Origin of the sequence: Microcoleus sp. LAD1_D3, assembly GCF_036702135.1 — a bacterium.
Taxonomy (GTDB): domain Bacteria; phylum Cyanobacteriota; class Cyanobacteriia; order Cyanobacteriales; family Microcoleaceae; genus Microcoleus.
In genome coordinates this window covers 39,151-52,935 of record NZ_JAUBSB010000031.1, presented here as the reverse complement: position 1 = coordinate 52,935, position 13,785 = coordinate 39,151, and the positions used below count along the sequence as shown (strand labels likewise).

Annotated in this window: 11 protein-coding genes; 7 read left to right on the top strand and 4 right to left on the bottom strand. The window is 47.6% G+C overall.

Annotated elements, in window-relative coordinates; translation table 11 throughout:
* Positions 1-888, top strand: coding sequence for a type II CAAX endopeptidase family protein (locus QUA74_RS17980; RefSeq protein ID WP_333331732.1), 888 nt, complete (start codon positions 1-3; stop codon positions 886-888).
* Between the two features lie 31 nt (positions 889-919).
* Here QUA74_RS17980 and cbiE read toward each other — a convergent pair whose 3' ends face one another.
* Entirely contained in the window at positions 920-2,224 is a 1,305-nt protein-coding gene (gene cbiE / locus QUA74_RS17975; protein WP_333331729.1) for a precorrin-6y C5,15-methyltransferase (decarboxylating) subunit CbiE, read from the bottom strand.
* 272 nt (positions 2,225-2,496) lie between these two features.
* Positions 2,497-3,237 (bottom strand): DUF1868 domain-containing protein, encoded by a 741-nt coding sequence (locus tag QUA74_RS17970; RefSeq protein WP_333331786.1) that lies wholly within the window; start codon positions 3,235-3,237, stop codon positions 2,497-2,499.
* Between the two features lie 176 nt (positions 3,238-3,413).
* Between QUA74_RS17970 and holA the strand changes: the two genes are divergently transcribed.
* Both holA and QUA74_RS17960 read left to right on the top strand, forming a co-directional pair.
* Entirely contained in the window at positions 3,414-4,394 is a 981-nt protein-coding gene (gene holA / locus QUA74_RS17965; protein WP_333331726.1) for a DNA polymerase III subunit delta, read from the top strand.
* A 229-nt stretch (positions 4,395-4,623) separates the two neighbouring features.
* On the top strand, positions 4,624-5,658 hold the full coding sequence (locus QUA74_RS17960) for a hypothetical protein (protein ID WP_333331723.1): 1,035 nt from the start codon (positions 4,624-4,626) through the stop codon (positions 5,656-5,658).
* Positions 5,659-6,334: 676 nt separating this feature from the next.
* Here the strand turns inward: QUA74_RS17960 and QUA74_RS17955 are convergent.
* Entirely contained in the window at positions 6,335-7,234 is a 900-nt protein-coding gene (locus tag QUA74_RS17955) for a histidine kinase (protein WP_333331720.1), read from the bottom strand.
* A gap of 539 nt (positions 7,235-7,773) precedes the next feature.
* Complete coding sequence (locus QUA74_RS17950; RefSeq protein WP_333331717.1) at positions 7,774-9,177, bottom strand: S-layer homology domain-containing protein; 1,404 nt, start codon at positions 9,175-9,177, stop codon at positions 7,774-7,776.
* Positions 9,178-9,246: 69 nt separating this feature from the next.
* Between QUA74_RS17950 and QUA74_RS17945 the strand changes: the two genes are divergently transcribed.
* The 4 genes from QUA74_RS17945 (at position 9,247) to QUA74_RS17930 (ending at position 13,496) form a co-directional block, all read left to right on the top strand.
* Positions 9,247-9,801 (top strand): hypothetical protein, encoded by a 555-nt coding sequence (locus QUA74_RS17945; RefSeq protein WP_333331715.1) that lies wholly within the window; start codon positions 9,247-9,249, stop codon positions 9,799-9,801.
* A gap of 468 nt (positions 9,802-10,269) precedes the next feature.
* Complete coding sequence (locus tag QUA74_RS17940) at positions 10,270-10,752, top strand: BON domain-containing protein (RefSeq protein WP_333331712.1); 483 nt, start codon at positions 10,270-10,272, stop codon at positions 10,750-10,752.
* Between the two features lie 398 nt (positions 10,753-11,150).
* Positions 11,151-12,353 carry a histidine kinase gene (locus tag QUA74_RS17935; RefSeq protein WP_333331709.1) on the top strand — a complete coding sequence of 401 codons (1,203 nt, stop codon included), beginning with the start codon at positions 11,151-11,153 and terminating at the stop codon, positions 12,351-12,353.
* Between the two features lie 987 nt (positions 12,354-13,340).
* Positions 13,341-13,496, top strand: a complete 156-nt coding sequence (locus tag QUA74_RS17930) for a hypothetical protein (RefSeq protein WP_333331706.1) — start codon at positions 13,341-13,343, stop codon at positions 13,494-13,496.
* The last annotated feature ends 289 nt before the right edge of the window (positions 13,497-13,785 follow it).

Genomic DNA, 13,785 nt, shown 5'->3' with positions numbered 1-13,785 from the left:
ATGTGGAATAGTATAACTAACCTGCGACTGCTGTCGCCGTCAATACCAGCAATTGTCAAAATAATCTTGTTTTTCTCGACTTGGATTGTTGTGTGGCTTCCCGCAGCGATTGTGCTGGCGATCGCCCTCAAATGGCATCCGCCCCAACCCTTGGGAAACAAAAAACTACCTTTACTAGCTTCCCTCTACCTGATTGTCCCCTTCATTTTATGGGCGACAAGTTGGATCGAAAACACATCTTTTGCCAACTGGGGTTGGGATTGGCAACCCGCAGTTTTGATGTCATTACTGCGGGGATTAGGATTAGGAATAATCAGCTTAGTAATTTTATTCGGTCTGCAATTCGCCACAGGCTGGATCGAGCTAAAAAAAAGCGAGGCTTCCACGGAAACAGGCGAAAAAAAAATTAATTTGTGGACTTTAATTTTTAACCCGGCTAGTCTGCTGACTCTGTTATTAGGACTGTGGATTAGCGCCACAGAAGAGTTAATCTTTCGCGGCTGCTTGCAAACAATCCTCCAGCAAGATTACTCAATGCTAATCGCAGCAACGATCGCCAGTTTCATTTTCGCGATCGCCCACTTAATTTGGGCCGCCAAAGAAACTCTACCGCAACTGCCAGGATTGTGGCTGATGGGGATGGTTTTAACATTAGCCCGCATCGCCGACAATGGCAGTTTAGGATTGGCGATCGGCATTCACGCAGCTTGGATTTGGGGTATAACTACCGTAGATACAGAAGGCGCAATTAATCCGACAGGCCGCGCACCGGAGTGGATTACAGGAATAGCAGCAAAACCGCTAGCAGGTGCAGCCGGCATTTTATTGCTACTAGCAACCGCAACCTTACTCTTCCTAACTCAAATCAGCGTTGTTAATCAGCGCTAATCAGCTTAAATCAGCGGTTAAAAATCAGACATTAATTCAAGTGTCGATCAATCGTCACAATCGAAACCGGATTCAGCGCGTCAAAACGAGTTGAATTTCCTCCAGCCACAGAACGCGACAACTGCACTTGCACGATTCGGTAACTCCAGTGCGGTTCCCGGCGCACCCGATCGCCCATCCAGCTCAAAACAGTAGCAATATCCTCAACAGCATCCAAAGCCAACACGATCGAGCCTCCAGGAAGCAGCCGCAGCGCGCAAACGCCCAAAATTTTAGTCAACCCTCCGCCACTACCGCCAATAAAAATCCGGTGCGGAGGACGCAAGCGGTGCAAGATTTCCGGGGCGGTTCCGTAAATCGAGAACACATTTTGCAGCCCAAAACGGCCGTAGTTGAACTCGATCGCAGAAGTGCCAAAAACCGTTTTTTCGATCGCGTACACCTCAGACTGCGGGAATAAACGAGCAATTTCGATCGATACAGAACCGTTACCAGCACCCACATCCCAGACAACTTGTCCCGGTTGCAAAGCCAATTGTGCCAGCACCAACACCCGCACTTCTCGTTCAACCGTCAAACCCGGCTTATCGCCACAACCGATAAAAGCTGCATCCGGTATTCCCAACAAAGGCAACTTTTCCAAATCCAAAGGTTCTGCCGTCGGCGGGGACTCCCGCAGCATCACAACCACGCTCAGCGGTGCAAAAGACTCTCCCAGCAAAGCTGACAGAGAACGGAGGCCCACGCGCTCGTCAGCAGAACCCAAATTTTCGCAAACCCAAAACTCGTAGCGTGTAGGCAAATCTAGAGCTTTCACCAAATTTGCCAGGGCCGCCGGAGTATGAGTTTCGTCGGCGAGCACCGCAATTTTCTCGACACCCAGCTTGAGTTTGGCAGTCAGTTCCTCGAAATAACGTCCTTGAGAGCCAACAAAATGAGCGTCTTGCCAAGGGATATGTAAGCGGTTAAAAGCCAACTGCACAGAACTGACGTGGGGGTGAAAAGTCAATTCTTCTGCCGGCAATTGGGCAATTAACAACTTTCCCCAGCCGTAGAACAGCGGGTCGCCGGCCACTAAAATTACGATCGGTCGATCGCGGAGTTCCACCGTCCCCGCAGAGGGTTCTAATTCGGGTTCAGTCGCCCACCAGCGCCGAATTTCCAGAATTGCTTCGGTCAAATCTTCCAACGCCCAGCGCTCTCCGTCCTGCTGGGGAAAATAGCTTAAATGGCGCTCGCTCCCTATTAGCAGAGCGGCCATTTCTACAACCTGCCGCGCCGATTCGCTCAGCCCAGCAGCTCCATCTAAACCTATACCAACAACGTGTACTGTCACTTTTTAAGCAAAAAGTAAAAAACCAGAATTACTGATTTTTCCTGGTTTTTCATAAATTTTTTCCTTGACTTTACTGTCAAACAAAAATAATTAAAGCATTTAATAGGCAATATCCTGACTATTGTCACAGGGGAGAGGGGGAGAGAGGGCGAGAGAGTGGGAGAGTGGGAGATGGGGAGAGTGGGAGATGAGAAAAAATCTTCACATCGATCCTCTTCCTTCTTCCCTCTTCCTTCTTCCCTCTTCCTTCTTCCTTCTTCCTTCTTCCTTCCTTAAAAATCAAAAACAGGCCAATCCGGTTGCCGGATGTAGCTAGTCATGTCCTCAAACTTCCGCAGTTCGGCTCGGTGTACGGACAGTTCTTGCGGCGTGTCCAGCCATTGCTCGTTTAACTCTGACAGCAAAGCGCACAAGCGATCACGGTCAAGGTTCGGCCCGGTGTCCCCAAAATAAGCCAGAGTAATGTGTGCCGTAAAATGATATTGCTGTTCAATTCCCAAAGCCATTAAATCGGGATTTTGATAGATCGATCGGCGAAACTCCAGAATTTGCTTGTAAGAGTTTTCGTCCGTCGGTGCCAAACAAACACCCACAGCTCTAGTCATCACCATCAACCCCAACACTATCCAGCGAATGGGAGCGCCGCCCGCCAACGGTTTGCAGGCGGCAAAACGATCGGCCATGCGCGAGCGCAGTTGCTCCTCAAATTCGGGATTTTTATCAGAGGCGTCTCGAAAAGCGCTGCTCCAAATCAAATCGGCTACGGTTAAATGGAAGCTATCAGGAGGCAGTGCCACGAGCGCACCCTCCCCTATTTCCTGCAATAGCCGTTGTTGGCTCGAGTGCAAATTACTATAAAATGCAGCATTTTCTGCATCTTCCCCCGCAGGGGGCGTAATCACGGAATAACCTGGAAAAGGTACAGGATCTCTCCGGCCTGCTTCGTCGGGCTTAAATTTTGGAGATTCCTGAATGTGTTCCACCTGGGACTTGTAGGAGTCCAGCAGCGTCATTCGCGCCACCCGATTTACGTAAGCTTGATAAGTATCATCCAATCTTGATTTCCTCGCGGTGACAAACTCCCACACCAAATTTTATATTATGGCGCGGGCTTCCAACAGTCCAATTCAGGATATGTTGGACAAGCCTCGCGTGCAACTGTGATTTTTTGGGCTACTGAGCGTTTTTCATGCAAATTTACCTGTTTTGGGGGGAAGACGACTTTGCGATCGCGCAGGCTGTGACAAGTTTGCGCCAAACAGTCCTCGACCCCAACTGGGCTAGTTTTAACTATGACAAGATTATTGCCGATCGAGCCGACGCTGTGGTCGAAGGACTCGATCGAGCTTTAACGCCCCCCTTCGGTACCGGCAGCCGTTTTGTCTGGCTGGCAAATACGACTGTAACGCAGCAGTGCTCTCCAGAACTGTTAGCGCAATTTGAACGGACGCTGCCGGTGATTCCCCCTACCACCGTGTTGCTGCTGACATCCGTCAAAAAACCCGACAGCCGGCTCAAATCTACCAAGTTACTTGTCCAGTCCGCCGCCCAAGTGCGGGAATTTTCGCCGATTCCGCCTTGGAATGACAAAGAATTAGCCCAGCGGGTGCGCCAAGTCGCGGGCGAAATGAACGTAAAATTGACCGCCACAGCGATCGAACTTTTGGCCGAATCCATTGGTAGCGATACCCGCGGGCTATACAGCGAACTGGAAAAATTGCGACTGTTTGCGGGCAACCGCAGCCAACCTCTGAACCCGGAAGAAGTTGCCGCACTGGTGCACTGTCACGCCCAAAATACCTTCCAGTTAGCCGATGCGATTCGCGAGGGCAATACCTCCGCCGCTTTGGATTTATTGGCCGGCTTAACTGGCCGCAACGAGCCGGGTTTGAGGATTGTGGCTGGCTTGACTGGTAAGTTTCGGATTTGGCTTTGGGTAAAAGCGATGATCCAAGCGGGCGATCGCGATGATAAAATTGCTCAAGCTCTAGACCTCGGCAATCCCAAACGAGTATACTATTTTCGCCAAGAAGTCAAGAACGCCAGCTTAGAAAAACTGCAAAAAAGTTTGCCTTTGCTGCTAGAGTTAGAAGCTTCTTTAAAGCGGGGTCGGGAAGAAATCTCAACCCTGCAAACCAAAGTTATAGAACTTTCTAGCTTGTTTCGCTGATGCGCGACAGGGCACAGGATCGGCCCTTACTGTAAATTTTTACAACAAATTTCTTTCTTCGGCTATGCGCTTGATGCCGGCTCGCAGGCCAAAAGGTCAATAGATACTAGAAATACTCTCAGAATGCCAAAGTAGAAGTTAATGTGGTAAATAAATATTGTCCGCCGAATGCCGATCGGTTAATATTATTTGCCGGCTCTCCACCCCCCCCAAAAAAAGAGCGCTACCCATGACACAACAGAACCCGCGGGAACTGCTCAAGCAAGGCGATCCAAAAGCGATCGCATCTAGCATCAACCGTACACTCAAACCCAAAGGCATCAACGCCGATGTGACGCGGGACAACGGCTGCCTCCACATAAATCTGGAGGCAGACAAAGTACCGGATCAAATGGTATTGGTCGATTTCATCCGCACCGGCATGACGAAGCTGGGACTCGAATCAATTCACACTGTAAAGGTTTACGGGCGTCGAACAGGTGACGGATCGCCTGCGTGGGAAGATGAAATTGATCTGATGCCTGCGGGTTCAATGCCTTACCCCTTGGATAGTGGAATGCCTGACGACTCCGTAGGTTTAGATGATGTCGAGCCCGAAGGCGAAGACTATTATCAAGAAGGAGAATTCGATCGAGATGACGACGAGGAAGACGAAGACGAAGACGAAGATCAAGCCCCGCCTCCGAAAAAACAATTTCCCAAATGGGTAATACCTGTGGGTATCTTAGTACCTCTGGCGGTGATCGCAGGCCTTTTCTTTACTAAAACTTTCCCCTTCGGCGACTCGAACCCAGAACCCATCGCCCCCCAAGCTGCTTCCCCTTCCCCGAAACCCGCATCTCCCGCGCCTAAAGCCGCCGCATCCTCTCCGGGTGCATCTCCGGGTACGCCACAGGCAGCCTCTCCTACACCAAAAGTCGCTCCTACTGCTGTTGCGCCCGCAAGCCCAACTCCGACATCCCCACCACCCAAAGCTGCTGCATCTCCGGCGCCCAAGGCAGCCTCTCCTGCACCAAAAGCCACCGCGCCTAAGCCTGACTCTTGGAGGGAAGCCGTTAACACAGCTCAGAAGGCAGCAATTTCGGCCCAGACGGCTCAGTCTCAAAATGAGTGGATCACAGTAGCAAGCGAATGGCAGAAAGCGGTTGGGCTCATGAGAGCAGTGCCGTCAACCAGCCCGAACTATCAAAAGGCTCAGCAAAAAGCGGCAGAGTATCAGGCTAATCTGATTGTTGCCAACCGCAGGGCGGCAGCAGCGCCTTAAGAGTCTTGAGTTTTGAGTTTTGAGTTGAATACTGGATGTGGTAAAAGTCAAAAGTCAAAAGCCAAAAGTAAAAAAAGATTTTTTACTTTTGGCTTTCTTACCTTTTGACTTTTTTCAATTTTAGTAACATACTCATACACCAACTAAGTAAATTATAGTTTAGGCTTCTCAGGGACTCCTCAAAAGTGCATAGGACATTAACTGTTAAATCAATTCTTTCTTGGTAGTTTACTTTGATATAATCATCCTTAAACTCTCAGATCAATAGTCCGGACAGTTTTTATATGGCCCAATGGCTTATTCTCGCCTGACTTTGAGCCACTGTGGATCATTAAATCAATGTCAGCTCTACCCCTGACGCGGCATTTAATTAGACTTTTTTATGCTCCTTGCCCCGCGTAAGCTTGTAGTATTGTTCCAAAAACAGTCCGGAGTATTGTCAGATCATTGCAGCATATTTTTTGGTAACTGGTATAACTCAAAAAACACAGCAACAACCCGGTTTATCAAGGACACCGGGTTACTAAACACAGAGCTTAGTTTAAATCTGTTCTTCCCCTTGATTAAAGCGCTGAATTACTTGAGTTTCTTCGACCACAACAATAGCATCATTGGGAATATTGAGGATGCCTGTAAATTTATCTTGACTTGCTTTCAAAGCTTGTTCTTTATTTTTTTATTCGGCTAGTTCGCGCTGTAAATTGTCAATAGTCTGTTGAAAGCGAGTGGCTTGTCTGAGCATTTCTTGTTCTGAAAAATCCAGTAATTCAATCAAATTGGCAACTTGATGTTCGAGTAACTGGGTTTCGGCAAAATTGTTATTTTTAACAAAACTTTTAGAATTTCCTGAATACTCAAAAACACTTTGTTCGTCGGGCATGGACAATGCCGTTTTGACACTAAGTGCCAAATCTTTAAACATTTCAGCCGTGCTTTGGGGAATTTTAACTTTCAGGAACATCACTATCGCAAACAAACTTCCTGACGGCAGAAGTCCCCCCAATCCCAAGACAGACTTGACTTGGTAGGGGATAATTAAGGAATTTTGCTCAGGAATAAAGGGGCTGCCCTTTGCTTCTGATACGTGAAAAATATTTAATACTGCGGACTCTAATTGCAGGAACCTTTCTGGCTCAATTCCGAGGAATGTAGGAATGTCTAAACCAAACTGCCGGATTATTTCCGAAATCGCCGGCATTTGAGCCACTAATTTTGTGCTAACTAATGGAATAGCTGTGTTTTCTGCTGCTGTGTGCCGAGAATTCCACTGCGGTTCTGGGCCGGCGGCTGCTAGCAGAGTCCAACATTTCATGTCGGCCGCGGGGGAATTGCCCTTCATCAAGCGGCGGGCGGATTGTTGCAATGAGTCTTCTAATTCCCCGTAGGGATGAGTTTTAAACAAACGCACTAAGGCACAGGTATTTTCTCCAGTTTGCGAATCGCAAAAATGTTGGTAAATATAGTTAACAATCTTCTGGCTGCTGGCTTCCATACTAGCAGTATTTCTACCTAAGTGGCGCAGGACTAAGCTGCATTTAGCCATGTCTTGCGGGGTAAATAAGGTAATATCGTACATTAAAAAACGCTCTCCCAGAGCTCAAACACTCTTTTTCATTTATCGTTAAGGCCGCTAAGCCATCCGGAATCCTACTGAGAGTTTTGCACCAAGCGTTAGTTAAAATATGTATAAAATTTGCCCGCCAAATGCAGCAGTTGTATGGCAGGATACAGAAATTAAGATTAAAGCAAAAAAATCTATTCCCTAGGGTAGATCAAAAGGACAGAAAAGCCAATGTGTAATTATTGAAAGGATTTTTTACTATAACTCCCGCAGAAGAATTAAAGAAACGGGGTTTTTTACCGGATATGCCTCGCGTTTTAGTGGGCATTTTCGTAGATAAAAGTCGGTTTCTGGGTAAGCCATCTTTACAGAAATCCTAGAAACTCAAGCTGCAATTTTTGTGGCGGGCGATCGCACGCCGATTAATCAAAAATTGGTACAATTTCGTCAGTCGTGGACGCAGAAACCGGGTTGTGTTACAGAGAAAAAACCCGATTTCTTTGTTTTGGCTAAGTAGATGGTGTGTTCAAAACTTTTAACCACCCCAAAAAACTCTACTCAACAGGTTGAGACTTTGCTTCCAGGGCATCTTTAGCGGACAATCCCTGATCTTGAACGCCAAAATACCACAAACTAGCCGCAGCTTCGGCGCGAGTCACGGATTTCTTCGGCTGAAACAGAGTAGTAAAACCAAACACGCGGCGAATATTCGCCAAATCTCCATTGTTAAAATCAGCTAAAACTGCCCGCGACGCCTGGGAATCAATCTTAGAAGCATCTTGAAAACCCCACTTCTCTTTCACTCCGTCAATGTTAGCTGTCGGTAAAACTTGACGACTATCTAAAGGCACTTTCCAGAGAATCATTGTTTCGCGAGTTAAAGGTGCGTCTGGGCGAAATTTCACATCTTTAGTTTCTCCCGAAAGCGAACTCGGAATTACACCGGCTTCTGCTAAACCTTGAATTGCTGAAAAATCTGGGTCTGTTTTGGATACGTCAGAAAAAGCCGGTTCGCTAGAGTCTACTGCTAATCTAATTTGTTTGGCTTGACGGCTAGCATAAATCTGATTGTTAGCTGCTACTAACCAGCGGGCGTATTCGCGGCGAGTGATAATTTGGTTGGGTTTGGGCAAACTGCTGGCAGTTTCTAAATTAGCACTTTCGGTCGATGATCGCACTTTCAGCACTTCCAACTGACTTAAATCAGCCACATACTGCCGCAACTGTTGAGGAATTTGGGTGTCTAGTTGGCTAACTTTTGCTGATTTGGGCGAGGCGGATGGCGTTGGAGTAGTTCCCTCTGAATTAGATGGAGTTGGTGAAGCGGTTGGAGATGGGCTAGAATCGGAATTATTAGGTTGGGGACTGCCGGCAATTTCGGGGCTTTCTTTGCTGTAGTCGATCGCAAATTCTGTAGAACCTCCTACTTTCTGAGTAGGAGAAAGCGACACTGTTACCCGCAAATTATCTCGCGTTGCTACCAAAGAACCTTGTCCCTCGGCGGTGGGGCGGCTGACTATTTCCCAGTTGCGACGCCCAAACTCTGTAGAGTAAAAGTTCTGAACCGAATTAACCGGATCAGTGCTTTCCCAGCGCAGCCGCACATTTTTTTGCGAGGGATCTGTTTCCCCACTAACTTCGATTAACTCAGCATTAGGATATAGTGGAATCTCTGTTGGGAAATCGGGAGGAAGTTTGGCGGTAGAGTTTGTCTCAATTGCTGTCGCTGGTGGCGGGGAAGAGAAAACCAGTGGATTTTGTTTTAATTTGGGATCGGCGGCTAAAGATTCTTCGAGGGCCTTGCTGTTGGGGCTGTTTGCACAAGCTGTGACAGCCACCAGCAGACACACAGCCAGCCAAGTATTTACAGCAGCGAGTATATTGGTTTTATTGGTTTTACTGGTTTTAGATCGTCCGGGAGAGTTGCCTCGCCGTTGAGTAAATATAATATTCAGCATAAATCGCCCCTTTGCAGATATATTTCTAGGCTAGCGCAGATCGATCGGGCATATATAATTTTTACCCAAATGAAATTTCTGTATTTACTTCTAGTTACTCCTACATTACTTTTATACCCTGTCAAGTTTGCCCGTCCCGCTGCATCTCAACCAGCCCCGCTGCGGGCAGAAATTCAGACGCCAGAGTGGCAGCCATTTTGCTCGGCTATGGGTCAGTTTGCGATCGATATGCCGGGAACTCCTAAAATTAATTCAGAAATTTTTTCAAATCAACTTATTGCTCATACATACCGATCGAACTTAAAAAACAAAGAAACTTATTTGCTTCAATACTTTGACCTAGATTTTCGGCTGAGCGACAATAATATCAATAATATCAGAATAACTTTAAATAGTGCCGTTGATGTTTTCGTCGTGGCGGCGAATGCTAAACTCTTGCAAGTGCGAGATATTTCTCTCGGAGGCTATCCGGGAAAAGAATTTGAGTTTCAGCCACTTTCCCCCAATGAACCTGTAGGTGTAGGTCAAGTTTTTTTGGTGGAAACGCGCGTTTACGGGCTGGTTGCCACTACCCGAGAACCAGAAAATGCTCAAAAATTTCTCGACTCTTTTCGTTTGTTTTGAAGCAGGAAGTTTTACAATGAGTAGTGTAGGAGATTTAACAGATTTAACGGATAGATGTTGAGGGAATAAGTCAGAGATTGCAGGGAAGAGAAAAAAATTACTTGGGAGTGGCGATCGAATTTATTAATAAAACTTACGCTTTTCAACTTGGTGTCTAGGAAAATATTGGCCTGGGCAACAAAAAAGGCGGGATCAAACTGGTTTCTGAGTAATAATGTGGTCAGAACTAAATTACGCTAAATTTGACTTAAGACCTTATTGTATTTTTTGTACTCTATCTAACGACATAGATAAATTTTACACCCGTGGAGCGATGTAGATACTTGCTCAACTGGATATATTTGATATAAGGATTTTTAAAGCGCAGAAAGCACAAATCAGAAAGCACAAACAAAGATGCTGTCTTGCTCCATCTGGCTCAACCAAGTCAGCCTCATCGAAAGTTTACCCGGAGGGTATAAACCTATTATGAACAAACTAACACCAATTCTCCTCAGCGGCATCCTATTATTTGGAGGTGCTGCTTGCAGCGACGGGGCTAAAACTAGCGCTGATGCTCCTAGTTCTGCCACAGGAAATGTCAACAGCCCACCCCCAGCCGGTACAGTTCAAGAAACTCAGGGTGACGCCACTAGCCAGATTCGCCAAAACCAAGCAAATTCGGATATCAGGGCCAGAGAACAGCGCAACAATGTGACGGGAGGCGATGCAATCAGAGCTGATGGCGACCTGCAAAGTGAAGTGCGGTCCAAGTTAGAAGTAAACATCACTAAAGGTCAGCTAACTGTGGAGGCAAAAGATGGGCTTGTCACCGTAGGTGGCACAGTTCCCAATCAAACTGATTTAGCTAAAATTGAGCCACTAGCTAAAGAGATTAAGGGTGTCAAACAGGTGAATGTTACCGCTGTTGTCGCCCCCGCTGCACCCGCATCGCCTAGCAGCAATCAATAAATTAGAAGCAAGAAATCCGAGGAAAAGAAGGAAGAAGGATGTAGTGATCTAGGAGAGAAGTCTGAGGGAAGAGGGAAAGTGCGGCATGGTAAGATTGCTTTGGGAGCGGATCGCAACGCTTAGGTGACTCTCTAGGGAGAGCGGGGTTTTAAGTTAATAGAGTGTAAATTGAATATAAAATTCACGCACTCAAAACTCGCGCAATACCTGCAACTTCCCCTTCCCAATTTTCGATTTTTCAGCCCGGATAATTAGTGGGAAACCAACCTGAAGATAGAGGTGGAAGTTATTCCCGCCGACCGATGAAAATTGTTGGGAAAAAATGACTAAATGTGATTGATGGCAGAGCATAAATTCTGTGGTTGTGTAAAAGTAGTATATTTGTCAGGAGAAAAAAAATGGCTGTAGGTCAACATAAGCGAGCTGTAGGAGCATTTTCTAATTACCGAGATACGGAACTAGCCCTGATGGAGCTGCAAAGTACCGGGTTTCCGATGAATAAAGTTTCGGTAGTTGGGGAAAAGCTCGATCACACCGAAATTGCGGGCGCTAGCGCTGGTAAGAGTACCGACGACCAAGTGGGCGGTGGCGCAAAAGCAGGCGCGACAGCGGGAGTCGTGACGGGCGGTTTGATTGGGTTGCTCGGAAGTATTGGGGCACTAGCGATTCCGGGAGTGGGCCCGGTGATGGCGGGGGGCGCGATCGCCACTCTGCTAGCAGATACTGTGATTGGAGGCGCGATTGGGGCGGCAGCCGGCGGTTTGGTAGGCGGTTTGGTCGGTTTGGGAGTTCCCGAAGATAAAGCTAAAGTTTATAGCGATCGCGTCTCGCGCGGTGAATATTTGGTATTCGTAGAAGGAACCGATGCCGAACTTGCCACCGCCGAAGGAATTATGAGCGTCCGGGGCATTCAGGATTGGGGCATTTACGATGTGCCGGCAGACACCGGCCGCAGAGCTTCGAGTCGCCAGAAGCGCGCCGTGGGAGTATTTTCAACCCGCCGCGAGACGGAACACGCACTGGGAGAACTGAGAACTGCCGGTTTCGACATGAATCGGGTGTCGGTCATCGCTAAGGATGCTGACTCTAAAGGAGACATCGCAGGCATTGACGTGCACGACAGCACGGACAACAAGGCCGATGAAGGGGCCACAAAGGGCGCCCTCACAGGTGGCACTTTGGGCGGTTTGACAGGCTTGTTGGTAGGTCTGGGTCTAGTCGCAATTCCGGGCATCGGGCCGATTATGCTGGCAGGAGCCTCAGCTACGGCGATCGCCACTACACTCGCCGGTACGGCGTTGGGTGCGGCTGCGGGCAGCTTGATCGGAGCTTTAGTCGGTATGGGAATTCCCGAAGAGGAAGCTAAAGCATACAGCGATCGCGTGGCAAGAGGAGATTACTTGGTACTCGTTGACGGCAGCGAAGCAGAAGTCGCTAAAGCTGAAACCATTCTGAGCCGCGGAGGTATTCAGCATTGGAACACCTACGACTATCATCCCAGCGGCGATAGCGCTCGCACTGATTACGGCACTCCTGGGGTTGATACTACCGCTGGTATTTACGATCCCACTCGTGGCGCTACCGGCCGCCCTCTGATTTAATAGTTCAGAGTTTGTTTGGGTATTGTTTCTACTTCCTGCAGAGTAGTCCCACTCGCGCGATCGGATTGGGGAAAGTGATCCAACCAACACCGGCGAGCTAGGAGTTTTACACTTCGTCGGTAAAATGATCTCAAAAGTCGGCTTTTTTTCTGAAAGCCGGCTTTTGTTTTGTTCTGGAAACTTAAAAAAGCCACCTCTCAAAAGTTTAATGTTGATTGGGGGCCCAGTCCGTGAGCTGGGCTTTGTGCCGGAGGATCGATCGGTTCCCTGAATTTTTTCAGCCGAAATCTGCACCGATTTTTTAGTCTGTAACACTCACTACAGCTCGATTGCAAACCCTGCTGTATTATGAAATTAGATGACATAAATTACAGCAAATATTGCCCAGTTAGTCAAAGAGCGACTATCTTTAATTATGGGGTGTCTAATTTCACCAACTTATACAGGTGAAGTAGCCAGCCCCGCGCGCCCAGAAATGCCTGCCGTGGTCGGTAAATATTAGAAGAATAATATTGTCAGATCCTTCGGGCAAGACTTAGGCTGGTCATTAGTTGGCTGTAGCAGCAGACTTGCCTTTGGCAAAACCTGCTATAGGAATACAGTTTTTCTGGGAATGCCTCAGCGAAACATTTGAGAAGCCCAGGAACAGCTTTTATGTTCGGGAGCGCGTCTGGTGTAGGGTGGTCTGTTAATTAGAACCGCAAGCGCTCATGGATCGAGTAAACATTAACAGCAAGCACAGCAGCGCGGGAGCACAATGGCTCGCGACGCATTTTTTGGCGAAATCTCAGGCAAGGGATAGTGTGTTGCTTCCTGCGCCCGTGAGCCGCTTAGAATTCAGAGGGAAACAGCCTTCCTGTTGGTTTTCACTGGCGCGCAGCACAGTGGGGGGAGGTGAAACTAGCTGAGCTGACCGAGCTCTGCTTTCATGGGCGCTCGAAGATAGAAGGCACTTATGTAGAAGGCATTTGGGGTTGAAGCTCCGATATGTTGTTTCTTGATTGCACTAATAAATTCGATCGCCTGTACTGGCAAATTTTCGGGTCAGAATGCGGCGCGGATGCCGCCAGCAATACCCCAAATATTCGATCGACGTTGACTCGTAGCGATCGACAACTTCTCGGTATTTTGGTAACTGGTTAGCAGTTAATAGTTAGTGATTAGCAGTTAGTATAAATACAACTAACAATTAACAACTAACATCAACCGCCAACTAATTACTAGCCAAATAATAGTTACAGGGCTTACACGTGGCGAGAAACTCGGTTTCTTCATGAATGCCGCGCTGAAAACACCCAGATTCTTTACGAGAAACCGGGTTTTTCGTGAGTTATAACTAGGTGAGCAGGGTGATGCTAGGAATCAACCAGTTTTGACAATTGTTAATGTGGCAGTATAGGTTGAAACAACTTACTGCCAAACACGATAGTAC